Source organism: Streptococcus jiangnanensis (assembly GCF_040888325.1).
Classification (GTDB): Bacteria; Bacillota; Bacilli; order Lactobacillales; family Streptococcaceae; genus Streptococcus; species Streptococcus jiangnanensis.
On the sequence record NZ_JBFNFF010000006.1, the window covers coordinates 1 to 22,510 of the forward strand.

The 22,510-nt window shown below is 42.3% G+C and carries 24 protein-coding genes and 1 other RNA gene; 24 read left to right on the forward strand and 1 reads right to left on the reverse strand.

What is annotated here, in order from left to right; genetic code table 11:
• The first annotated feature begins 244 nt into the window (after positions 1 to 244).
• The 11 genes from comW to AB2B49_RS07765 all read left to right on the forward strand — a co-directional run bounded on the left by comW (position 245) and on the right by AB2B49_RS07765 (position 8,043).
• Complete coding sequence (comW, locus tag AB2B49_RS07715; protein WP_049506375.1) at positions 245 to 481, forward strand: sigma(X)-activator ComW; 237 nt, start codon at positions 245 to 247, stop codon at positions 479 to 481.
• A gap of 241 nt (positions 482 to 722) precedes the next feature.
• Complete coding sequence (locus AB2B49_RS07720) at positions 723 to 2,009, forward strand: adenylosuccinate synthase (RefSeq protein WP_049506397.1); 1,287 nt, start codon at positions 723 to 725, stop codon at positions 2,007 to 2,009.
• Between the two features lie 198 nt (positions 2,010 to 2,207).
• On the forward strand, positions 2,208 to 2,675 hold the full coding sequence (tadA, locus tag AB2B49_RS07725) for a tRNA adenosine(34) deaminase TadA (protein WP_049506373.1): 468 nt from the start codon (positions 2,208 to 2,210) through the stop codon (positions 2,673 to 2,675).
• Positions 2,676 to 2,707: 32 nt separating this feature from the next.
• An RNA gene (gene ffs / locus AB2B49_RS07730) (signal recognition particle sRNA small type) lies at positions 2,708 to 2,801 on the forward strand.
• Positions 2,802 to 2,860: 59 nt separating this feature from the next.
• Positions 2,861 to 3,304, forward strand: coding sequence for a dUTP diphosphatase (locus AB2B49_RS07735; protein WP_000701979.1), 444 nt, complete (start codon positions 2,861 to 2,863; stop codon positions 3,302 to 3,304).
• A gap of 1 nt (position 3,305) precedes the next feature.
• Positions 3,306 to 3,821, forward strand: coding sequence for a histidine phosphatase family protein (locus AB2B49_RS07740; protein ID WP_049506298.1), 516 nt, complete (start codon positions 3,306 to 3,308; stop codon positions 3,819 to 3,821).
• Between the two features lie 21 nt (positions 3,822 to 3,842).
• Positions 3,843 to 4,331, forward strand: coding sequence for a hypothetical protein (locus AB2B49_RS07745; protein WP_049506296.1), 489 nt, complete (start codon positions 3,843 to 3,845; stop codon positions 4,329 to 4,331).
• 39 nt (positions 4,332 to 4,370) lie between these two features.
• Entirely contained in the window at positions 4,371 to 5,735 is a 1,365-nt protein-coding gene (gene radA, locus AB2B49_RS07750) for a DNA repair protein RadA (protein ID WP_180367621.1), read from the forward strand.
• A gap of 72 nt (positions 5,736 to 5,807) precedes the next feature.
• Positions 5,808 to 6,302, forward strand: a complete 495-nt coding sequence (locus AB2B49_RS07755) for a beta-class carbonic anhydrase (RefSeq protein ID WP_002876632.1) — start codon at positions 5,808 to 5,810, stop codon at positions 6,300 to 6,302.
• A 214-nt stretch (positions 6,303 to 6,516) separates the two neighbouring features.
• Positions 6,517 to 7,485 carry a ribose-phosphate diphosphokinase gene (locus tag AB2B49_RS07760; protein WP_000010178.1) on the forward strand — a complete coding sequence of 323 codons (969 nt, stop codon included), beginning with the start codon at positions 6,517 to 6,519 and terminating at the stop codon, positions 7,483 to 7,485.
• 120 nt (positions 7,486 to 7,605) lie between these two features.
• The gene (locus AB2B49_RS07765) at positions 7,606 to 8,043 is read left to right on the forward strand and encodes a CoA-binding protein (RefSeq protein ID WP_049506294.1); all 438 of its coding nucleotides are present in this window, start codon (positions 7,606 to 7,608) and stop codon (positions 8,041 to 8,043) included.
• Positions 8,044 to 8,070: 27 nt separating this feature from the next.
• Here the strand turns inward: AB2B49_RS07765 and AB2B49_RS07770 are convergent, their stop codons facing one another.
• Positions 8,071 to 9,081, reverse strand: a complete 1,011-nt coding sequence (locus tag AB2B49_RS07770) for a YeiH family protein (protein ID WP_049506292.1) — start codon at positions 9,079 to 9,081, stop codon at positions 8,071 to 8,073.
• A gap of 151 nt (positions 9,082 to 9,232) precedes the next feature.
• Between AB2B49_RS07770 and AB2B49_RS07775 the strand changes: the two genes are divergently transcribed.
• From AB2B49_RS07775 to AB2B49_RS07835, 13 genes are all read left to right on the forward strand, one after another.
• Positions 9,233 to 10,402, forward strand: coding sequence for a pyridoxal phosphate-dependent aminotransferase (locus AB2B49_RS07775; protein ID WP_049506290.1), 1,170 nt, complete (start codon positions 9,233 to 9,235; stop codon positions 10,400 to 10,402).
• Entirely contained in the window at positions 10,399 to 11,169 is a 771-nt protein-coding gene (gene recO / locus AB2B49_RS07780; RefSeq protein WP_000616142.1) for a DNA repair protein RecO, read from the forward strand. Before AB2B49_RS07775 ends, recO begins: the two co-directional genes overlap by 4 nt.
• Positions 11,166 to 12,158, forward strand: a complete 993-nt coding sequence (gene plsX, locus AB2B49_RS07785) for a phosphate acyltransferase PlsX (protein ID WP_049506288.1) — start codon at positions 11,166 to 11,168, stop codon at positions 12,156 to 12,158. Before recO ends, plsX begins: the two co-directional genes overlap by 4 nt.
• Before the next feature lie 5 nt (positions 12,159 to 12,163).
• Positions 12,164 to 12,400 carry an acyl carrier protein gene (locus tag AB2B49_RS07790; protein WP_000136435.1) on the forward strand — a complete coding sequence of 79 codons (237 nt, stop codon included), beginning with the start codon at positions 12,164 to 12,166 and terminating at the stop codon, positions 12,398 to 12,400.
• A gap of 443 nt (positions 12,401 to 12,843) precedes the next feature.
• Positions 12,844 to 13,032, forward strand: coding sequence for a class IIb bacteriocin, lactobin A/cerein 7B family (locus tag AB2B49_RS07795; RefSeq protein WP_049506287.1), 189 nt, complete (start codon positions 12,844 to 12,846; stop codon positions 13,030 to 13,032).
• A gap of 17 nt (positions 13,033 to 13,049) precedes the next feature.
• Positions 13,050 to 13,214, forward strand: a complete 165-nt coding sequence (locus AB2B49_RS07800) for a bacteriocin (RefSeq protein ID WP_049506284.1) — start codon at positions 13,050 to 13,052, stop codon at positions 13,212 to 13,214.
• 13 nt (positions 13,215 to 13,227) lie between these two features.
• Positions 13,228 to 13,416, forward strand: a complete 189-nt coding sequence (locus AB2B49_RS07805) for a hypothetical protein (protein WP_000722238.1) — start codon at positions 13,228 to 13,230, stop codon at positions 13,414 to 13,416.
• A gap of 66 nt (positions 13,417 to 13,482) precedes the next feature.
• Positions 13,483 to 13,650, forward strand: coding sequence for a bacteriocin immunity protein (locus tag AB2B49_RS07810; RefSeq protein ID WP_231071383.1), 168 nt, complete (start codon positions 13,483 to 13,485; stop codon positions 13,648 to 13,650).
• 325 nt (positions 13,651 to 13,975) lie between these two features.
• Positions 13,976 to 14,170, forward strand: a complete 195-nt coding sequence (locus tag AB2B49_RS07815) for a hypothetical protein (RefSeq protein WP_049506282.1) — start codon at positions 13,976 to 13,978, stop codon at positions 14,168 to 14,170.
• A gap of 162 nt (positions 14,171 to 14,332) precedes the next feature.
• A complete protein-coding gene (comA, locus tag AB2B49_RS07820; RefSeq protein WP_061421733.1) occupies positions 14,333 to 16,486 on the forward strand; it encodes a peptide cleavage/export ABC transporter ComA in 2,154 nt (717 codons plus the stop codon).
• A 12-nt stretch (positions 16,487 to 16,498) separates the two neighbouring features.
• On the forward strand, positions 16,499 to 17,848 hold the full coding sequence (gene comB, locus AB2B49_RS07825; protein ID WP_071852016.1) for a competence pheromone export protein ComB: 1,350 nt from the start codon (positions 16,499 to 16,501) through the stop codon (positions 17,846 to 17,848).
• A gap of 168 nt (positions 17,849 to 18,016) precedes the next feature.
• Positions 18,017 to 18,724 (forward strand): phosphoribosylaminoimidazolesuccinocarboxamide synthase, encoded by a 708-nt coding sequence (gene purC / locus AB2B49_RS07830; RefSeq protein ID WP_049506277.1) that lies wholly within the window; start codon positions 18,017 to 18,019, stop codon positions 18,722 to 18,724.
• A 56-nt stretch (positions 18,725 to 18,780) separates the two neighbouring features.
• Positions 18,781 to 22,506 (forward strand): phosphoribosylformylglycinamidine synthase, encoded by a 3,726-nt coding sequence (locus AB2B49_RS07835; protein ID WP_071852014.1) that lies wholly within the window; start codon positions 18,781 to 18,783, stop codon positions 22,504 to 22,506.
• Positions 22,507 to 22,510: the final 4 nt, after the last annotated feature.

Below are 22,510 nucleotides of genomic sequence, written 5' to 3' on the forward strand. Positions count from 1 at the left end.
ATCATGATGTCGTAGGTTCGAGTCCTACTGGCGGAGTATAAATCAAAACGTTCAACTGAGCGTTTTTTTATTTATAAATATGGTGGACTGTTGAAATTTCAAATTTTAATTTTTAAATCTGTAATTACCTCTTTATTTTATTTTTAGTTCGTTTAGCTTTAAATTCTTCTTTTACAGGATTTGAAGCTTTTTTAGTTCCTTTTTTTGTTAGACTAGTGTTAATAATAAGAAAGGAATTTTTTATATGCTTCAAAATTTTTATGATCGAACATTTGTTTTTTTGAAATTAGTTGAACAAGAATATGCCTCTTTAGGCCAGAGTTGTTCAGAGTGGGAATCACTTCATCTTCGTTTTTTACTATATTACTTAATCCGATTTAAAATTAAAAGTGATAGGGACTTTTCTCTATATCACTTTAGAACAGCTTATCGTCTATATCTAGAGAAATTACTGCAAGGTGGTACAACTCTTATCCAATAGGAAGCATCTATATCATAATTACGAACGATTGTTGTAGTTAGTTTTTAAAAAATATAGAATTAGCTTATAATCAAAGGCTTCGGTATTCAGAAATGAAAGAATTTCCAAATCTTTTCTACTGTTTCTTCTTGATAAAATAGTGTTTTTTTCTTATAATAAATTGTAAGATATAATTGCGGGTGAAATTCCTGCCATGTATATGAGAAAGGACGAGCTCCTAGTAGCTCAGACGAATTTTATTATGACTTCAGTTGTTGTTGTAGGTACCCAGTGGGGTGATGAAGGTAAAGGGAAAATTACAGATTTTCTTTCAGCTAATGCAGAGGTAATTGCTCGTTATCAAGGTGGTGATAATGCTGGTCACACGATTGTGATTGATGGTAAGAAATTTAAGTTGCACTTGATTCCATCTGGAATTTTCTTTCCTGAAAAAATCTCTGTTATTGGGAATGGAATGGTCGTGAACCCAAAATCCCTTGTGAAAGAGTTGAGCTATCTTCATGAGGAAGGTGTGACAACTGATAATCTACGTATCTCTGATCGTGCGCATGTTATTTTGCCTTATCATATTGAGTTGGATCGCTTGCAGGAAGAAGCTAAGGGTGACAATAAGATTGGTACTACAATCAAGGGAATCGGTCCAGCATATATGGACAAGGCTGCTCGTGTTGGAATTCGTATTGCGGATCTTTTGGATAAGGATATTTTCCGTGAACGTTTGGAACGCAATCTTGCGGAAAAGAATCGTTTGTTTGAAAAATTATATGATAGCACCCCTATTTCAGTTGATGATATTTTTGAAGAGTATTATGAATATGGTCAACAAATCAAGCAATACGTGACAGATACATCCGTTATCTTGAACGATGCACTTGATAATGGCAAACGTGTGCTGTTTGAAGGTGCGCAAGGTGTTATGCTAGATATCGACCAAGGTACGTATCCATTTGTTACGTCGTCAAACCCTGTCGCTGGTGGTGTGACAATTGGGTCTGGTGTTGGCCCAAGTAAGATTGACAAGGTTGTAGGTGTATGTAAAGCCTACACAAGTCGTGTAGGAGACGGACCTTTCCCAACGGAATTATTTGATGAAGTGGGAGATCGCATCCGTGAAGTAGGTCATGAATACGGTACAACAACTGGTCGTCCACGTCGTGTGGGTTGGTTTGACTCAGTTGTGATGCGTCACAGCCGCCGTGTATCTGGGATTACCAATCTTTCATTGAACTCTATCGATGTTTTGAGTGGTTTGGATACTGTGAAAATCTGTGTGGCCTATGATCTTGATGGTCAACGTATTGATTACTATCCTGCTAGTCTTGAGCAGTTGAAACGCTGCAAGCCAATCTATGAGGAATTGCCAGGTTGGTCAGAAGACATCACTGGAGTCCGTAATTTGGAAGATCTTCCTGAGAATGCGCGTAATTATGTTCGTCGTGTAAGTGAGTTGGTTGGTGTTCGTATCTCAACTTTCTCAGTAGGTCCCGGTCGTGAACAAACTAATATTTTAGAAAGTGTTTGGTCATAGGAGATTTTTAAGATTAGTTTAAGACAGGTTGGGTATACTATAGACAGTTACAAGAAGACCTCCTAACTTGTTGTAACAAATATCCTAAACTTTTCTTTTTCATAATAATCTCCCTATAAAGTCACCGAATTCGGTGGCTTTTTTTGTGTTGAGAAACATGGTATAATGATAGAATTGATAGCTAGGAAGAGAGAAGAGATGAATTACACGCTTGAAGAAAAAGAAGCTTTTATGAGAGAGGCCTTAAAAGAGGCAGAAATTGCTTTAGAACATGATGAAATCCCGATTGGTTGTGTAATTGTCAAGGACGGAAAAATCATTGGGAGAGGACACAATGCGCGAGAGGAGTTGCAACGGGCAGTCATGCATGCGGAAATTATGGCCATAGAGAATGCTAATTTGAGCGAAGAGAGTTGGCGTTTGCTCGATTGTACGCTTTTTGTGACCATTGAGCCTTGTGTTATGTGTAGTGGGGCAATTGGTCTCGCACGGATTCCAAACGTGGTCTACGGGGCTAAAAACCAGAAATTTGGAGCTGCTGGAAGCTTATATGATATTTTGACAGATGAGAGGCTCAATCACCGTGTGGATGTTGAAACAGGTGTTTTAGAGAATGAGTGTGCAGCGATTATGCAAGACTTTTTCCGAAATCGACGTAAAAAATAATTTCTCTTTAAAAACCGAGGGGAATGTGGTATAATAAATAGTGGAGCAACAGTTCTGCGTGAAGCGGGTCAGGGGAGGAATCCAGCAGCCCTAAGCGATGTGAATTGTGTGCTCTTTTTTCGTGCTTTTTTCGAATAAATAAGATAAAATAGCCTAGAATAAATGATTATAGAAAAGAGAAAAATATGAAAATTCGTGGTTTTGAATTGGTTTCGAGTTTTACAGACGAAAATTTATTGCCGAAACGAGAGACAGCTCACGCGGCTGGTTATGATTTAAAGGTTGCGGAACGCACTGTGATTGCTCCAGGAGAGATTGTTTTGGTTCCGACAGGGGTTAAGGCCTATATGCAGCCGACAGAGGTGCTCTATCTCTATGACCGTTCATCAAACCCTCGTAAGAAAGGCTTGGTCTTGATTAACTCAGTTGGGGTCATTGATGGGGATTATTATGGAAATCCTGGGAATGAAGGCCATATCTTTGCTCAGATGAAAAATATTACTGACCAAGAAGTGATTCTTGAAGTTGGAGAACGTGTGGTTCAGGCTGTCTTTGCGCCTTTCTTAATTGCGGATGGAGACGAGGCAGACGGCGTGCGAACTGGTGGATTTGGATCGACAGGGCACTAAGATGAAGATTATTTTTGTACGTCACGGGGAGCCAGATTATCGTGTGTTAGAGGAGCATGCTTATTCCGGATTTGGAATGGATCTAGCTCCCTTATCTGAGAAGGGAAGGAAACAGGCTCAGGACCTTTGCCAAAATCCCTTGTTCCAATCAGCTGATCTGCTAGTAGCTTCTTCAGTGACACGAGCTTTAGAAACGGCTTCTTATCTTGCTAGTGCTATTGGATTTCCTTTGAGAGTGGAGCCATTATTGCATGAATGGCAAGTCTATGAAAGTGGCGTAGAGAATTTTGAAAAAGCTCGTACTCTGTTTCTAGAAAATAATGGCTCCTTACCTCCTAATAGTCCTATTCAATATGAGACAGCTGAGGAAGTGAGGTCTCGGTTTCTAAAATCTATGCGCAAGTATCGAGACTATCAGTCAGTCGTTGTTGTCACTCATCGAATGCTCATGCGCCAATTTGTACCAGACGAGAAGATTGATTTTTGCCAAGTGATTGAGTGTGAGATAGAGATATAGATATGGAAAGAAGAATAATGAATGAGCTATAAGGATTTTCAAGCTTTTACTGCCGAGAATTGTCTAGGGTATAAGAAGATTTATGAGATTAGTATTGGAGGATTTCTTTACCTAGCATTTCTCCCTGATGCCTATCATGAAATTCTGTGTATTTCTTCAGACTACATGTCAATCATTGATAGCGAAAATGGGCAAGTAACACCAATAGACGGAGATTACGATGAGGTAGAGTTAGTAGCCATGTGTGAGGGCTGTGATTCTCCCATTTCTATTGCGGGACAATATGGTGGAAGTCTCCCTTTGGACAATGGGGAAGATATCCGAGTGACAATGGAAAAAGATCAATCTGGGAAGTATCCGATTTTAACCATTTTTTGGGAAAAGGATAAAGAAACTAGGGTACAAATTTATAAAGGTTATTTACCGTATATTTTTGGTTTTAGTCCGGATGGAGAGTATTATGCTTATGCAGATGATGGCGGATTGACTGTTTTAAAGAAAGATAGTTGATAGCGTGAAAAAAAGAAATTTTAAAATGAGAGGATTAGAATCATCGCAAAGAAAAAAGCGACATTTGTATGTCAAAATTGTGGGTATAATTCCCCAAAATATCTAGGGCGTTGTCCTAACTGTGGGTCTTGGTCTTCTTTTGTAGAAGAGGTTGAGGTTGCCGAGGTCAAGAATGCGCGTGTGTCCTTGACAGGTGAGAAAACCAAGCCCATGAAACTGGCTGAGGTGACTTCCATCAATGTCAATCGAACCAAGACGGAGATGGAGGAATTCAACCGTGTACTTGGAGGCGGAGTGGTACCAGGGAGTCTCGTCCTTATCGGTGGGGATCCAGGGATTGGGAAATCAACCCTTCTCTTACAAGTATCGACTCAGCTGTCCCAAGTAGGGACTGTTCTCTATGTCAGTGGGGAGGAGTCTGCCCAGCAGATTAAACTCCGTGCAGAGCGCTTGGGGGATATTGATAGCGAGTTTTATCTCTATGCAGAGACCAATATGCAGAGTGTTCGATCTGAGGTGGAGCGCATCCAACCAGATTTTCTCATCATCGACTCTATCCAGACGATTATGTCTCCTGAAATTTCAGGGGTGCAAGGATCTGTGTCTCAGGTGCGTGAGGTGACAGCTGAACTCATGCAGTTGGCGAAGACCAATAACATTGCCATCTTTATCGTAGGGCATGTGACCAAGGAAGGTACCTTGGCTGGTCCGCGTATGTTGGAGCATATGGTGGATACGGTGCTTTACTTTGAAGGGGAGCGCCACCATACCTTCCGTATTTTGAGGGCAGTCAAAAACCGTTTTGGTTCCACTAATGAGATTGGCATCTTTGAGATGCAGTCGGGTGGATTGGTTGAGGTCCTCAATCCGAGTCAAGTTTTCCTAGAGGAGCGTTTGGATGGGGCTACTGGCTCGTCAATCGTTGTGACCATGGAAGGGACCCGTCCGATTTTGGCGGAGGTTCAGGCTTTGGTAACACCAACCATGTTTGGAAATGCTAAGCGTACGACGACTGGACTTGATTTCAATCGTGCAAGTCTGATTATGGCTGTTTTGGAAAAACGAGCAGGGCTTCTCTTGCAAAACCAGGATGCCTATCTCAAATCTGCTGGTGGTGTGAAATTGGATGAGCCTGCCATTGACTTAGCCGTTGCAGTGGCCATTGCCTCTAGTTACAAGGACAAGCCTACCAATCCTCAGGAATGTTTTGTGGGTGAACTGGGCTTGACCGGAGAAATTCGGCGCGTGAATCGCATCGAACAACGTATTAATGAAGCGGCAAAACTGGGCTTTACCAAGATTTATGTACCCAAGAATTCCTTGACAGGAATCATTCCACCCAAGGAAATTGAAGTCATTGGTGTGACAACGATTCAGGAAGTTTTGAAAAAGGTCTTTGCATAATCCGTGACAAATCCTCTTAAAAATGATAAGATAGGAGAAATATTTGATTATCAAATTTTTGAGGAGGGAATCGTGTCGTATTTTGAACAGTTTATGCAAGCCAATCAGGCTTATGTTGCCCTACATGGGCAGTTAAATCTGCCACTTAAACCCAAAACCAGAGTAGCTATCGTGACCTGTATGGACTCACGTCTACACGTTGCGCAAGCTCTAGGTTTGGCCCTTGGGGATGCTCATATCTTGCGGAATGCGGGTGGTCGAGTAACTGAGGACATGATTCGTTCACTGGTGATTTCCCAACAACAGATGGGAACAAGAGAGATTGTGGTGTTGCATCATACAGACTGTGGAGCTCAAACCTTTCAAAATGAAAGTTTTCATGAACATTTGAAACACGAGCTCGGAGTTGATGTGTCCGATCAAGATTTTTTACCATTTCAGGATGTTGAAGAGAGCGTGAGAGAGGATATGCAATTGCTTCGAGAATCTCCACTGATTCCTGATGATGTGGTTATTTCAGGTGCTGTCTATGATGTGGATACAGGAAGTATGAGAGAAGTATACTAACTTTGTCTCGAAAAAATCTCATCCTAGCATAAAATCGATTGTTAAAATGTAGGATTTTCAGTTTTAATATAGCTAATATAAAATAGTAAAAAACAAGGGTATAAATGTTTGCTCTTGTTTTATTTTTGATTGAAAAATAAAGGAAAAAGCGCTACAATGGTAGATGGAAAATGTTGTGTAAAAAACAAGTGATACATAAATACCGGAGGAAATCATGTCTTTTTCTGATTTAAAGCTGTTTGCCCTTTCTTCTAATAGAGAATTGGCAGAGCGTGTGGCGCAAGAAATTGGGATAGAGTTGGGGAAATCGACTGTTCGCCAATTTTCAGATGGGGAGATTCAGGTCAACATTGAAGAATCAATCCGTGGAAAACACGTCTTTATCCTACAATCAACGAGTTCACCTGTAAATGATAATTTACTTGAAATTTTAATTATGGTGGATGCATTGAAGCGTGCTAGTGCAGAATCTGTCAATGTTGTTATGCCCTACTATGGCTATGCACGTCAGGATAGAAAAGCGCGCGCGCGTGAGCCAATCACAGCAAAACTCGTTGCAAACATGCTAGAAGTTGCTGGGGTGGATCGTTTGTTGACGATTGATTTGCACGCTGCACAGATTCAGGGATTCTTTGATATTCCTGTAGATCACTTGATGGGTGCTCCATTGATTGCGGACTATTTTGAACGTCGTGGCATGGTTGGCTCTGACTACGTGGTTGTCAGCCCAGACCATGGTGGGGTGACTCGTGCTCGTAAATTGGCAGAGTTTTTGAAAACTCCGATTGCAATTATTGACAAACGCCGTAGTGTAGACAAGATGAATACCAGTGAAGTGATGAACATCATCGGTAAGGTCGAAGGCAAGACTTGTATCTTGATTGATGATATGATCGATACAGCTGGAACTATTTGTCATGCAGCGGATGCTCTTGCTGAAGCAGGTGCTGTTGAAGTTTACGCAAGCTGTACGCACCCAGTTCTTTCGGGGCCAGCTATGGACAATATCCAAAAATCAGCTATTAAGAAATTGGTTGTTTTGGATACTATCTACCTACCAGAAGAGCGTTTGATTGATAAGATTGAACAAATTTCGATTGCTCATCTCTTAGGAGATGCCATTGTACGTATCCACGAAAAACGTCCTCTTTCTCCATTATTTAGTATCGAGAAAAAAATCTAAACTTTCACTTGAAATAGATCGTTCTCCTAGCAGGTTTCTTTTCTTGCTAGGAGATTTTTTGTAGTCAAAATCTGCAAGCCTTTTCAAAATATGCTATACTGATGGAAAAGGAGGATTTCTATGAGTCAAGAATTTATCAATCCAAGTGATGGTGTGATCCGTCAGTATCTGGAGACCAGTAAAACGTTAGCGGTAGTGGGCTTGTCTGACCGTGAAGAAACAACTAGCAATCGAGTGACCAAGGAAATGCAAACTCGGGGCTATAAAATCATTCCAGTTAATCCCAAGGCTGCAGGTGGGGAAATCTTGGGAGAAAAGGCTTATGCCAGTCTAGCTGAAATTCCTTTCCCTGTAGATATCGTCAATGTATATCGTCGCAGTGAATTTTTACCTGATGTGGCGCGTGATTTTCTCAAGGCTGATGCCAAGATTTTTTGGGCACAACTAGGTCTAGAAAGTCTAGAAGCGGAAGAAATCTTGCGTGCTGGAGGATGCGACGACATCGTGATGAATCGCTGTATCAAGAGAGAACACACACGCTTAATTCTTGAACAATAAAAGGTAGCCAGTGGGCTACCTTTTGTCTTAGAAAATACCAATCAATGCCTGCATGCCCAGACTGGTAAGGATGATGGCAATCCAGCAAAAGCCTCCAAGAAGAATGGACTTGCCGCTGGATTTGATCAATCCAATGAGATTGGTTTTGAGACCGATGGCGCTCATGGCCATGACGATAAGGAATTTGGAGAGTTGCTTAAGAGGGGTAAAGATACTACCGGACACACCGAGAGAGGTAAGGAGAGTTGTTAAGAGAGAAGCCAAGATAAAGTAAAGGATAAAAAGTGGGAAGACTTTTTTTAGTTGAAAACCTTGGCTATTTTTTTGTTGGCGACTTTGCCAGTAGGAGAGAAAGAGCGTGATAGGAATAATGGCAAGGGTGCGTGTGAGTTTAACAATAGTTGCAGACTCAAGGGTATTGGTCTGATAAAGACTGTCCCAGGCGCTAGCTGTGGCTGTTACAGAGGAAGTATCGTTGACCGCAGTACCCGCAAAGAGGGCGAAGCCTTCATTTGATAGGTGAAGCCAGGTTCCTAGAGTTGGAAAGATGAGTGCAGCCAATACATTGAAGAAAAAGATGACGGAAATGGCTTGGGCAACTTCTTTTTCCTTGGCATGGATAACGGGCGCTGTCGCAGCAATGGCAGAACCACCACAGATAGAAGAACCCACTCCAATCAAGGTAGCCAGTTTCGTGTCTAGCGCAAAGAAACGCTGGAAGAGGTAGGCAACGATTAAGGAAATCGAAATGGTGGAAAGGATGACGGGGAGTGAAGTTTGTCCAACTGCAAAGACTTGCGAGATATTGAGACCAAAACCGAGTAAGATAACGGCATACTGGAGCAATTTCTTGGAACTAAAGGCCAAACCTGCGTCTAGTTGTTTGTAGGGTGAGAGCCAGGGGTGGAGGAGCATTCCAGCAAAAATTGCAAAGACAGGTGCACCCACGACGGGGAAAAATCCTCCCAGAAACCAAGATACGATAGAAATGAGAAGGCAGGCCAAGATGCCTGCTCCATTTTTTGATAAAAATGACATATAAACCTCCGAAAATAAGCACTTATTATTATAGTCCTGTTGAGAAGAAAAGTAAAACAGAAAGTGAAAAATGCGGGGTTCAGATGGATTTTGCGGTCAGGGAGCTTTTGTAGTATAATAGTACTATGTTCTGTAAGCAAGGGGGATATCTATGGACTTAACCAAGCGCTTTAATAAACAGTTAGACAAGATTCAAGTTTCCTTGATTCGCCAGTTTGACCAGGCTATTTCGGAGATTCCTGGGGTCTTGCGTTTGACCTTGGGGGAACCTGATTTTACAACGCCAGATCATATCAAGGAGGTAGCCAAGCGAGCCATTGACCAGAACCAATCCTACTATACAGGGATGAGCGGTTTGCTGACTCTACGTCAGGCAGCCAGTGACTTTGTTAAGGAAAAGTACCAACTGGACTATGCTCCTGAAAATGAAATCTTGGTTACAATTGGGGCGACAGAGGCTTTATCTGCTACTTTGACAGCTATTTTGGAAGAGGGAGACAAGGTGCTCTTGCCAGCTCCTGCCTATCCAGGTTATGAACCGATTGTCAATCTAGTTGGGGCAGAGATTGTCGAGATTGATACAACTGAAAATGGTTTTGTCTTGACTCCTGAGATGTTGGAAAAGGCCATTTTGGAGCAAGGGGACAAGCTCAAAGCTGTCATTCTCAACTATCCAGCTAATCCGACAGGAATTACCTATAGTCGGGAGCAGTTGGAAGCCTTGGCAGACATTTTACGCAAGTATGAGATTTTTGTTGTCTGTGATGAGGTTTACTCAGAATTAACCTATACAGGCGAAGCCCATGTATCTTTGGGAACTATGCTGAGAGACCAGACTATTATTATCAATGGTTTATCTAAATCGCATGCTATGACTGGTTGGCGTTTAGGCTTTATCTTTGCTCCTGCGTCTTTCACAGCTCAGTTAATCAAGAGTCACCAGTATTTGGTTACTGCTGCAAACACCATGGCCCAACATGCTGCAGTAGAAGCCTTGACCGCTGGTAAAAACGATGCAGAGCCTATGAAGAAGGAATACATCCAGCGTCGAGATTACATTATTAAGAAGATGACAGCTCTTGGCTTTGAAATTATCAAACCAGATGGTGCCTTCTATATCTTTGCTAAGATTCCAGCAGGTTACAATCAAGACTCCTTTGCTTTCCTCAAGGATTTTGCCCAGAAGAAGGCCGTTGCCTTTATCCCGGGTGCTGCTTTTGGTCGCTACGGAGAAGGCTATGTGCGCCTGTCCTATGCAGCCAGCATGGAAACGATCAGAGAGGCCATGAAACGACTTGAGGAGTACATGAGAGAAGCATGATTCAGTCTATCACGAGTCAAGGCTTGGTGCTCTACAATCGTAACTTTCGTGAAGATGACAAGCTAGTCAAGATCTTTACCGAGCAGGCGGGCAAGCGCATGTTTTTCGTCAAACACGCTGGCCAGTCCAAACTAGCTCCGGTTATTCAGCCCTTGGTGTTGGCACGATTTCTCTTGCGAATCAATGATGATGGGCTTAGCTACATTGAGGACTATCACGAGGTGATGACCTTTCCCAAGATTAATAGTGATCTCTTTGTCATGGCCTATGCAACCTATGTGGCTGCCCTTGCAGATGCTAGTTTGCAGGATAATCAGCAGGATGCTCCCTTGTTTGCTTTCTTGAGGAAGACTCTGGAGTTGATGGAAGCAGGGATAGATTATCAGGTTTTAACCAATATTTTTGAAATTCAAATCTTGACTCGATTTGGAATCAGCCTTAATTTTAATGAGTGTGTCTTTTGCCATCGGGTCGGTCAGGCCTTTGACTTTTCTTTCAAATATGGAGCCTGCCTCTGCCCAGAGCATTATCATGAGGATGAGAGACGTTGTCATCTAAATCCCAATATCCCTTATCTGCTCAATCAATTTCAAGCCATTGATTTTGAAACCTTGGAGACCATTTCGCTTAAGGCCGAAATCAAGCAAGAGCTACGCAAGTTTATGGATCAACTCTACGAAGAGTACGTTGGGATTCACCTAAAATCAAAGAAATTTATCGATTCCCTAGCAGACTGGGGACAATTACTAAAAGAGGAAGACAAATGAAAAAAATCGCAGTAGATGCTATGGGGGGCGATTACGCACCTCAAGCCATCGTTGAGGGTGTCAATCAAGCCCTTGCTGACTTTTCAGATATTGAGATTCAACTCTACGGAGATGAAAGTAAGATCAAGCAATATCTAACGGCTACAGAGCGCGTCAGCATTATCCATACGGATGAGAAAATCAACTCAGACGATGAGCCGACAAAAGCTATCCGTAAGAAGAAAAATGCCAGCATGGTATTGGCAGCCAAGGCAGTCAAGGAGGGAGAAGCAGATGCCGTCCTCTCAGCTGGGAACACAGGTGCCTTGTTGGCTGCAGGATTCTTTATTGTGGGTCGTATCAAAAATATCGATCGTCCAGGACTCATGTCTACCTTGCCGACCATCGATGGAAAAGGCTTTGATATGCTAGATCTCGGTGCCAATGCAGAAAATACAGCCCATCATCTGCACCAATACGCTGTCCTAGGTTCCTTCTATGCGAAAAATGTTCGTGGAATTTCGAAACCACGTATTGGTTTGCTCAACAATGGAACAGAAAGCAGCAAGGGAGATCCGCTTCGAAAGGAAACATACGACTTGTTAGTAGCTGATCAAAGTTTGAACTTTGTCGGAAACGTGGAAGCGCGTGATCTGATGAATGGCGTTGCGGATGTTATCGTAACAGATGGTTTCACGGGAAACGCTGTTCTCAAATCCATCGAAGGTACAGCTTTGGGAATCATGGGCTTACTTAAAAATGCTATTACGGGTGGTGGCCTTCGAGCGAAGCTAGGTGCTCTACTTCTTAAGGATAGTCTTAAGGGATTGAAGACACAGCTCAACTATTCAGATGTTGGAGGGGCAGTTTTGTTTGGTGTCAAGGCGCCAGTTGTAAAAACTCATGGCTCAAGTGATGCCAATGCTGTGTACAGTACGATTCGTCAGATTCGTACCATGCTAGAAACAGACGTAGTTGCTCAGACTGCGCGTGAATTTTCAGGAGAATAAAAAAGATGACAGAAAAAGAAATTTTTGACCGTATTGTAACCATTATCCAAGAGCGACAGGGAGAAGACTTTGCCGTAACAGAGGCTTTGAGTTTGAAAGACGATCTAGATGCGGACTCAGTGGATTTGATGGAGTTTGTCTTGACACTAGAAGATGAATTTGGTATCGAAATCACTGATGAGGAAATCGACCAACTTCAAAGTGTAGCGGATGTAGTAGCGATTATTAAAGATAAAAAATAGCCAAAAGCAACATGCAAGTCATGTTGTTTTTTTATTTGCAGAAAAAAGGGAAACTTTTAGTAGAAATTGCGAATAAAGAGATGAGAAAGAAAAAGGAGGAATGTTTATGTATGTGACTGGCTTTTATCCGTGGTTTATTAAGTGGTTTTTAAAATAAAAATGAATGAATTGTTTATTTTCGAATTGTTTTTCGAATAGATAGGTAAGGAAAAAGGGAAGGAGACTATGTGATGTATTTACCAATCTTATTGCCATGGTTGATCAAATGGTATTTAAAATAAATGAAATTTACCTGTTCATTTTAAATCACTTCTCGAATAGATAAGTGAGAAGAAAAGGAAGGAGAGAAAAAATGATTTCAGTTATTTTTCCAATCTGGTTTTTAAAATGGTTTAAAGCCTAGAAACCGTAAACTAAAAAAATAAAAATAAAGGAGAAAAAAGATGACAAACTTTGACAAAATGGAACAAAACTTTGTAGCTCTTACTGAAGAAGAGTTGATGGATGTGGATGGGGGAGCATGGCCGATTGTAGCTTGGGTGATTGCTAATCCTGTGACAGCAGCTAAAATTGCTGGTGGAATTACTGCAGCAGGAATTGCAGGTTATAATTATGTGACGAGTAGATGGTAATAGAAGGAGGAGATGATATGGAAAAATCTATTTTAAAATTTGAAACAATGACTGATACGGACTTGCAGGAAATTCAAGGGGGAGCCTTTCCCCTTCTTATCCCTGTGGCAGTTGGTTTTGTAAAAGGTTTTGTATATACAGGTGGAGCTATTTTAACAACTCGAGCACTCTTTATCAGGTAAATAGGAGTCTGCTATGAAAAAAATCTTATTAGGATTTGCTGAGGGGTATTTTGTCGTATCGATTATTCTTTATATCGCAACGTATTTGATTATGAAAAATCCGATCAATACTCTGTTTTATCCAGAAACCTATCCAATTCTGCTTGGTCTGTTTTATGTAGGATACAAGTACAAAACAAAAGAAAGTACGATTGGAAATTGATGAACCATCAGATCGGAGTTTGAGATGAAAGTCGTTCAATTACTACAAAAAGCTTGACCAGAGTTTATTGTATTGTTTAGCTCTATAGCTTATCTAATGATTAGAATTGTGGCTGATGTAAACAAAATAAATCTACCTACATGGTTTGAATGTTTTGATATACCTACGATTTCATTATTCTTGATGATCTTTATCTTACTTTATAGAAGTGAAGAAAAAGATAACAAACGATGACAACATGAGTCTGATTTCTGTAGATTCAGCATAAAAGCAATCTTAGAGTGTTAGACCAATGAACCGTAATCTACATTTAGTGAGGAAGGTGTCTGTATGTTAAAAAAAGAGGTGATCTTATTAGGAGAGCTTCTACTAGTACGTATTGTGCTTTCTAGCATTCAAGTTTTAATGGACTATAAGTTATTACCAGGAAAGTATGGTGTAAATTTTATGTAGCTTTCAGAACTTTTTACCTATCCAGCTTTCATTTTAATTATTTACATATCAGTAAAATACCGTACTATCCAGAAAATAATGGCTAAAGAAGGAAATGAGGGCGAAAATGAATAAGATTGAAAAATCTATTCTTGTATTCACTTTCCTATTTTTAATGAATATTTTCATCTTTACGATTCTAGCAACTCTTGGATTTCAGCTAACAATGAGTGAAAGTAGTTATCTGGTGCTACCTGCGTTTGCGTTTATCGTTTTATACGCCATTAACAAAAGAAGTGGGAAAGGCAAGAAATCTGTATAATTGAATATTCTAGGCAGGACTCTTGTTCTGCCTATTTTCTTTGGTAAAAGTGCTGTTGAGGTGAGGATATTGTTTTTTCAGAAATAATTCCCTTCTTTCGTCCTTATTTGGTTAAAATAATCTTACAAATTTTTAAAGAGATTGTTAGAAAAAGGAGAAGATATGAAATTTAGGAAAAGGCACTATCGTCCCCAGGTGGATCAGATGGATTGTGGCGTGGCTTCCTTGGCTATGGTATTTGGCTACTACGGTAGTTATTACTCCTTGGCTCATCTACGAGAATTAGCCAAGACGACTATGGATGGGACGACCGCTTTGGGACTTGTAAAGGTGGCAGAGGAGATTGGGTTTGAGACGCGGGCTATCAAGGCGGATATGACGCTTTTTAATCTGCCAGATTTGACCTTTCCTTTTGTGGCCCATGTGCTCAAGGAAGGGAAGTTACTCCACTACTATGTGGTGACAGGTCAGGATAAAAAGCACATTCATATCGCTGATCCGGATCCTGGTGTCAAGCTGACCAAGATTTCCCGTGAGCGTTTTGCGCAAGAGTGGACAGGGGTCAGTATTTTTATGGCGCCATCTCCGGGCTATAAACCTCATAAGGAGAAGAAACAGGGTCTCCTATCCTTCTTGCCAATCTTACTCAAACAGCGTGGCTTAATTACCAATATCGTCCTAGCGACACTCTTGGTGACCTTGATTAATATTGTGGGCTCCTACTATCTTCAGTCTATCATTGACAGTTACGTACCAGACCAGATGCGTTCGACCTTGGGCATTATCTCTATTGGTTTGGTCATCGTCTATATTCTCCAGCAGATTTTGTCTTATGCGCAGGAATACCTCTTACTTGTTCTGGGTCAACGGTTGTCCATCGATGTGATTTTGTCCTACATCAAGCATGTTTTTCATCTGCCGATGTCCTTTTTCGCGACACGCAGGACAGGAGAAATCGTTTCTCGTTTTACAGATGCCAATAGTATCATCGATGCACTGGCGTCGACCATTCTGTCGATTTTCCTAGATGTGTCGACGATTTTGATTATCTCGCTGGTCTTGTTTTCACAAAATATGACACTCTTTTTCATTAGTCTACTTGCGCTTCCCATCTATACAGTGATTATCTTTGCTTTTATGAAGCCGTTTGAAAAGATGAATCGGGATACCATGGAAGCTAATGCGGTTCTGTCTTCTTCTATCATTGAGGACATCAACGGCATTGAGACCATTAAATCTTTGACCAGTGAAAGTTCGCGCTATCAAAAAATTGATAAGGAATTTGTGGCTTATCTGAAAAAATCTTTCACCTATAGTCGGGCAGAAAGCCAGCAAAAGGCTCTGAAAAAAGTTGCCCAGCTCCTGCTCAATGTTGCCGTTCTCTGGCTGGGAGCTATTCTGGTCATGGATGGGAAAATGAGTTTGGGCCAGCTGATTACCTATAATACTTTGCTTGTTTACTTTACCAATCCTTTGGAAAATATCATTAACCTACAAACCAAACTTCAGACAGCGCAGGTTGCCAATAATCGCTTAAATGAGGTTTATCTAGTAGCTTCGGAGTTTGAGGAGCAGAAAACAGTCGAAGATTTGAGCATGATGAAAGGGGATATGACCTTTAAACAAGTTCACTATAAGTATGGCTATGGGCGTGACGTCTTGTCGGATATCAATTTGACCATTCCCCAAGGGTCTAAGATGGCTTTTGTGGGGATTTCAGGGTCAGGTAAGACGACCTTGGCCAAGATGATGGTTAATTTCTACGATCCTAGTCAGGGAGAGATTAGTCTGGGTGGTGTCAATCTCAATCAGATTGACAAAAAGGCCTTGCGCCAGTATATCAACTACCTGCCTCAACAGCCCTATGTCTTTAACGGAACGATTTTGGAGAATCTTCTCCTTGGAGCCAAGGAGGGGACAACTCAAGAGGATATCTTACGGGCGGTCGAATTGGCAGAGATTCGGGAGGATATTGAGCGCATGCCCCTGAATTACCAGACAGAATTAACTTCGGATGGGGCTGGAATTTCTGGTGGGCAACGGCAGAGAATCGCTCTGGCGCGTGCTCTCTTGACGGATGCACCTGTCTTGATCTTGGACGAGGCGACTAGCAGTTTGGATATTTTGACAGAGAAGCGGATCGTGGATAATCTCATGGCTTTGGACAAGACCTTGATTTTCATTGCTCACCGCTTGACCATTGCTGAGCGGACAGAAAAGGTTGTTGTTTTGGAGCAGGGCAAGATTGTCGAAGAAGGAAAGCATGCTGATTTGCTTGCACAGGATGGATTTTACGCCCATTTGGTGAATAGCTAGAAAGAGGAGAGGATGAAACCAGAATTTTTAGAAAGTGCGGAGTTTTATAATCGTCGTTACCATAATTTTTCCAGTCGGGTGATTTTACCTATGTCACTTCTGCTCGTATTTCTGTTAGGATTTGCAGTTTTTGCAGAGAAGGAGATTAGTTTGTCTACCAGAGCGACTGTCGAACCTAGTCGGATTATTGCCAATATCCAGTCGACTAGCAATCAACGCATTGTGGCCAATTATCTGGAAGAAAACAAGTTGGTCAAGCAGGGGGAACTACTCGTTCAGTACCAGCAAGGGGCGGAGGCTGTCCAGATTGAGGCATATGCCAGTCAATTGGAGATGTTAAAGGATCAAAAAAAGCAGTTGGGATATTTGCAATCCAGTTTGAAAGAGGGGAGTGATCAATTCCCAGAGGCGGATAAGTTTGGTTACCAGGAGATGTTTCGAGACTATCTCAGCCAAGCTAGTAGTCTTAGGAGTAATGTTTCTCAGCAAAATGCCAGCATCTCTTCTCAAAATGCGGCAGCAAGTCAGAGCCAGGCCGAGATTGGCAATCTTATCAGCCAAACAGAGGATAAAATTCGAGACTACAAAACAGCTAAGTCAGCGATTGAAAAGGGAGATCAACTAGATAGTCAGAATCCAGCCTACTCTTTTTATCAGACCTATAAAAATCAAGGTGAAGAAGATCCGCACGCTAAATCGCAAGTTATTGCGCAAGTGGATGCACAAATTGCCCAGCTAGAGTCCAGTCTAGCTACCTATCGTGTACAGTATGCGGGTTCTGGGGCTCAGCAGGCCCACGCAACGGGACTGGATAGTCAACTGGAATCACTTAAATCTCAGCACCTAGTCAAAGTTGGTCAGGAATTAACTCTTCTAGATCAGAAAATTTTGGAGGCGGAATCGGGTAAGAAGGTACAGGGAGGTCTCCTAGATAAAGGGAAGATTACAGCAAGTGAGGATGGGGTGCTTCACCTTAATCCTGAAACCAGTGATTCTACCATGGTCGCAGAAGGAACCCTGCTAGCCCAACTCTATCCATCCCTGGAAAAAGAAGGGAAAACCAAACTCACAGCCTATCTCAGTTCAAAAGATGTTGCTAGAGTCAAGATTGGGGACTCTGTCCGTTATACTACGACTAATGATGCGAAGAATCAAATTTTCCTGGATTCCACGATTACAAGTATTGATGCGACAGCTACAAAGACTGAACAAGGAAATTTCTTTAAAATTGAGGCGGAGACTAATTTAACTTCGGAGCAGGCTGCAACACTTCGCTATGGTTTAGAAGGCCGCCTGCAGATGATCACAGGGAAGAAAAGCTATCTCCGTTATTTTTGGGATCAATTTTTGAATAAAGGGTAATATTCGTGTTTTTCAGAGGATAAATGATTTTAAAACTGTAAGAAGAGTTCATCTTGCAGTTTTTCTTTACGCTTAAAATAGGAAAACGTCATTTATTCGTAAAAACCTTGAATTTTTCATGCTTTTGTGGTAGAATGTGCTCAAGTAAAACGAAAGGCGAACTTTAAAATGTCAAAACAACTGATCTATTCGGGAAAAGCCAAGGATATCTATACAACTGAGGATGAAAATCTCATTATTTCAACTTACAAGGACCAGGCGACTGCTTTTAACGGTGTCAAGAAGGAGCAGATTGCGGGCAAGGGAGTGTTAAATAATCAGATTTCATCTTTTATTTTTGAGAAATTAAATGAGGCTGGTGTAGCGACTCATTTTGTGGAGAAGCTTTCGGATACGGAACAGCTCAATAAAAAGGTTGAGATTATTCCTTTGGAAGTTGTGCTCCGCAACTACACGGCTGGTTCCTTTTCAAAACGTTTTGGCGTCGAAGAAGGTATCGCATTTGAGACTCCAATTGTCGAATTTTACTATAAAAATGATGATTTGGATGATCCCTTTATCAATGATGAGCATGTGAAATTCCTAAAAATTGCGGATGACCAGCAGATTGCTTACTTGAAAGAAGAAACCCGTCGTATCAATGAGCTCTTGAAAGCTTGGTTTGCTGAGATTGGTCTTAAGTTGATCGATTTTAAACTGGAATTTGGTTTTGACAAGGATGGTAAGATTATCTTGGCAGATGAGTTTTCACCAGATAACTGCCGTTTGTGGGACGCGGATGGCAACCACATGGATAAGGATGTTTTCCGTCGTGGCCTAGGTGAATTAACAGACGTTTACGAGATTGTCTGGGAGAAATTGCAGGAATTGAAATAACAACCTAAAGGTCATTTGGGAACATTGTAAGAGCTGAAATAAAGGAATAAGAATTGATGGATAAACGTATTTTTGTTGAGAAAAAGGCTGATTTTCAAGTCAAGTCAGAGAGTTTGGTAAGGGAGCTCCAGCACAACTTGGGACTGTCAACTTTGAAAAGTATTCGCATTGTGCAAGTTTATGATGTCTTTGATTTGGCAGAGGACTTGTTTACACCTGCAGAGAAGCACATCTTCTCTGAGCAGGTGACGGATCATGTCTTGGACGAAGCGGTCGTGCAAGCGGATATTGCCAACTATGCTTTCTTTGCCATTGAAAGCCTGCCAGGACAGTTTGACCAGCGTGCGGCTTCTTCACAGGAAGCCTTGCTTTTGCTGGGGAGTTCGAGTGATGTGACAGTCAACACAGCCCAACTTTACTTGGTTAATAAAGATATTGATGCGACTGAGTTGGAAGCGGTCAAGAACTACCTGCTCAATCCAGTGGATTCTCGTTTCAAGGACATCACGACAGGGATTGCCAAGCAGGAATTTTCAGAGTCGGACAAGACCATTCCTAAATTGACTTTCTTTGAAAGCTATACAGCAGAAGACTTTGCCCGCTACAAGGCCGAGCAAGGGATGGCCATGGAAGTGGATGATTTGCTCTTTATCCAAGACTACTTCAAGTCAATCGGGCGCGTACCGACGGAAACAGAGCTCAAGGTTTTGGACACTTACTGGTCTGACCACTGCCGTCACACGACTTTTGAGACAGAGTTGAAACACATTGATTTCTCAGCTTCTAAATTCCAAAAGCAATTGCAGGCGACTTATGACAAGTATATTGCCATGCGTGAGGAACTAGGTCGGTCTGAAAAGCCACAAACCTTGATGGATATGGCGACTATTTTTGGTCGTTATGAGCGTGCTAATGGGCGTTTGGACGATATGGAAGTGTCTGACGAAATCAATGCATGCTCGGTTGAAATCGAAGTGGACGTTGATGGTGTCAAGGAACCTTGGCTCCTTATGTTCAAAAACGAAACCCACAACCACCCAACGGAAATTGAACCATTTGGTGGGGCTGCTACCTGTATCGGTGGAGCCATTCGTGACCCATTGTCAGGGCGTTCATACGTTTATCAAGCCATGCGTATCTCAGGCGCTGGTGATATTACAGCTCCGATTTCGGAAACTCGCGCTGGTAAATTACCACAACAAGTCATTTCGAAAACAGCGGCTCATGGTTATTCTTCATATGGTAACCAAATTGGGCTTGCGACGACCTACGTTCGTGAATATTTCCACCCAGGCTTTGTAGCCAAACGCATGGAGCTTGGTGCCGTTGTTGGTGCTGCTCCTAAGGGCAATGTAGTCCGTGAAAAACCGGAAGCGGGAGATGTCATTATCCTGCTCGGTGGCAAGACTGGACGTGATGGTGTCGGTGGTGCGACAGGTTCTTCTAAGGTTCAAACAGTTGAGTCTGTAGAGACTGCTGGTGCTGAGGTTCAAAAAGGGAATGCTATCGAAGAACGCAAGATTCAACGTCTTTTCCGTAATGGCGCTGTCACTCGTCTTATCAAGAAGTCCAATGACTTTGGAGCTGGTGGTGTCTGTGTAGCCATCGGTGAATTGGCAGGTGGTCTTGAAATCGACCTTAATAAAGTGCCTCTTAAATACCAAGGCTTGAATGGTACAGAAATTGCCATTTCTGAATCACAAGAACGGATGGCAGTTGTGGTGCGTCCTGAAGACGTAGATGCCTTCGTTGCAGAATGTAATAAAGAAAATATTGCCGCTGTTGTCGTTGCAACAGTGACTGAAAAACCAAATCTTGTCATGCACTGGAATGGTGAAACGATTGTTGACTTGGAACGTCGCTTCCTTGATACCAACGGTGTGCGCGTAGTCGTTGATGCCAAGGTGGTAGACAAGGGTGTCAAACTTCCAGAAGAACGCACAACAAGCGTTGACACACTTGAAGCAGATACCCTTGCGGTTCTATCTGATCTCAACCATGCGAGTCAAAAAGGATTGCAAACCATCTTTGACTGTTCGGTCGGTCGTTCAACGGTCAATCACCCACTTGGTGGTCGCTACCAACTCACACCAACTGAGGCATCTGTGCAGAAATTGCCAGTTCAACACGGTGTAACTCACACTGCATCAGTCATGGCTCAAGGTTTTAACCCTTATGTAGCAGAATGGTCTCCATACCATGGCGCTACCTATGCAGTAATCGAAGCGACTGCTCGTTTGGTAGCTGCTGGTGCAAACTGGTCCAAGGCTCGCTTCTCATACCAAGAGTATTTTGAGCGGATGGATAAACAAGCAGAGCGTTTTGGTCAGCCGGTAGCAGCTCTTCTAGGCTCTATCGAAGCACAAATCCAACTTGGTTTGCCATCTATCGGTGGTAAGGACTCTATGTCTGGTACTTTTGAAGAATTAACCGTACCACCAACCTTGGTTGCCTTTGGGGTGACGACGGCAGATAGCCGTAAGGTCCTCTCTCCTGAGTTCAAGACTGCTGGTGAAAATATCTACTACATCCCAGGTCAAGCTCTTTCTGCAGAGATTGATTTTGACTTGATTAAGTCTAATTTTGCCAAGTTTGAAGGCATTCAAAAGGCTCACAAAGTGACATCTGCATCAGCTGTCAAATATGGTGGTGTCCTTGAAAGCTTGGCTCTTGCTACTTTTGGGAATCATATCGGTGCAGAGGTAACCTTGCCTGAACTTGAAACGGCTTTGACAGCTCAGCTAGGCGGATTTATCTTCACCTCGGCTGAAGAAATCGTTGGAGTGGAGAAGATTGGACAAACAAGTGCCAACTTTACACTCCTTGTCAACGGTGTGAAGCTGGATGGACAGAAACTTGACAGTGCCTTCCAAGGAAAACTGGAAGAAGTTTACCCAACTGAATTTGCCCAAGCTAAAAAATTGGCTGAAGTGCCAGCTGTCGCTTCTAACGCAGTCATCAAAGCCAAAGAAATTATTGAAAAAGCGGTGGTTTACATTCCAGTCTTCCCAGGAACCAACTCAGAATACGACTCAGCCAAGGCCTTTGAAAAAGAAGGTGCAGAGGTTAACTTGGTGCCATTCGTGACCTTGAATGAAGAAGCTATTGTCAAGTCAGTTGAAACTATGGTTGACAATATCGGCAAGGCAAACATTCTCTTCTTTGCAGGCGGATTTTCCGCTGCAGACGAGCCAGATGGATCAGCTAAGTTTATTGTCAATATCCTTCTTAATGAAAAAGTGCGTGCAGCGATTGATAGCTTTATCGCTCGTGGTGGCTTGATTATCGGTATCTGTAATGGATTCCAAGCCCTCGTCAAATCAGGCCTTCTTCCATATGGTAACTTTGAAGATGCAAGTAGCACTAGTCCAACCCTCTTCTACAATGATGCCAACCAGCACGTGGCTAAGATGGTGGAAACTCGAATTGCCAATACCAACTCACCATGGTTGGCTGGAGTACAAGTGGGCGATATCCATGCCATCCCAGTGTCACACGGTGAAGGGAAGTTTGTCGTGACGGCTGAGGAATTTGCGGAGCTCCGTGACAATGGTCAAATCTTTAGCCAATACGTTGACTTTGACGGCAAACCAAGTATGGATTCTAAGTACAATCCGAATGGTTCGGTAAATGCCATCGAAGGAATTACCAGCAAGAATGGTCAAATCATCGGTAAGATGGGACACTCAGAACGTTATGAAGACGGTCTTTTCCAAAACATCCCAGGAAATAAAGACCAGCACCTGTTCGCGTCGGCTGTGCGTTATTTCACAGAGAAATAAAAGG

Bases quoted from the DNA above. Each gene is read 5' to 3' on its own strand.
- AB2B49_RS07835 (WP_071852014.1), top strand. From the start codon at position 18,781: ATGGATAAACGTATTTTTGTTGAGAAAAAGGCTGATTTTCAAGTCAAG.
- AB2B49_RS07745 (WP_049506296.1), top strand. From the start codon at position 3,843: ATGAGCTATAAGGATTTTCAAGCTTTTACTGCCGAGAATTGTCTAGGG.
- AB2B49_RS07790 (WP_000136435.1), top strand. From the start codon at position 12,164: ATGACAGAAAAAGAAATTTTTGACCGTATTGTAACCATTATCCAAGAG.
- AB2B49_RS07720 (WP_049506397.1), top strand. From the start codon at position 723: ATGACTTCAGTTGTTGTTGTAGGTACCCAGTGGGGTGATGAAGGTAAA.
- purC (WP_049506277.1), top strand. From the start codon at position 18,017: ATGTCAAAACAACTGATCTATTCGGGAAAAGCCAAGGATATCTATACA.
- AB2B49_RS07760 (WP_000010178.1), top strand. From the start codon at position 6,517: ATGTCTTTTTCTGATTTAAAGCTGTTTGCCCTTTCTTCTAATAGAGAA.
- comB (WP_071852016.1), top strand. From the start codon at position 16,499: ATGAAACCAGAATTTTTAGAAAGTGCGGAGTTTTATAATCGTCGTTAC.
- recO (WP_000616142.1), top strand. From the start codon at position 10,399: ATGATTCAGTCTATCACGAGTCAAGGCTTGGTGCTCTACAATCGTAAC.
- comA (WP_061421733.1), top strand. From the start codon at position 14,333: ATGAAATTTAGGAAAAGGCACTATCGTCCCCAGGTGGATCAGATGGAT.
- comW (WP_049506375.1), top strand. From the start codon at position 245: ATGCTTCAAAATTTTTATGATCGAACATTTGTTTTTTTGAAATTAGTT.
- AB2B49_RS07775 (WP_049506290.1), top strand. From the start codon at position 9,233: ATGGACTTAACCAAGCGCTTTAATAAACAGTTAGACAAGATTCAAGTT.
- AB2B49_RS07765 (WP_049506294.1), top strand. From the start codon at position 7,606: ATGAGTCAAGAATTTATCAATCCAAGTGATGGTGTGATCCGTCAGTAT.
- AB2B49_RS07800 (WP_049506284.1), top strand. From the start codon at position 13,050: ATGGAAAAATCTATTTTAAAATTTGAAACAATGACTGATACGGACTTG.
- AB2B49_RS07795 (WP_049506287.1), top strand. From the start codon at position 12,844: ATGACAAACTTTGACAAAATGGAACAAAACTTTGTAGCTCTTACTGAA.
- AB2B49_RS07815 (WP_049506282.1), top strand. From the start codon at position 13,976: ATGAATAAGATTGAAAAATCTATTCTTGTATTCACTTTCCTATTTTTA.
- AB2B49_RS07740 (WP_049506298.1), top strand. From the start codon at position 3,306: ATGAAGATTATTTTTGTACGTCACGGGGAGCCAGATTATCGTGTGTTA.
- plsX (WP_049506288.1), top strand. From the start codon at position 11,166: ATGAAAAAAATCGCAGTAGATGCTATGGGGGGCGATTACGCACCTCAA.
- AB2B49_RS07735 (WP_000701979.1), top strand. From the start codon at position 2,861: ATGAAAATTCGTGGTTTTGAATTGGTTTCGAGTTTTACAGACGAAAAT.
- tadA (WP_049506373.1), top strand. From the start codon at position 2,208: ATGAATTACACGCTTGAAGAAAAAGAAGCTTTTATGAGAGAGGCCTTA.
- AB2B49_RS07770 (WP_049506292.1), bottom strand. From the start codon at position 9,081: ATGTCATTTTTATCAAAAAATGGAGCAGGCATCTTGGCCTGCCTTCTC.
- AB2B49_RS07805 (WP_000722238.1), top strand. From the start codon at position 13,228: ATGAAAAAAATCTTATTAGGATTTGCTGAGGGGTATTTTGTCGTATCG.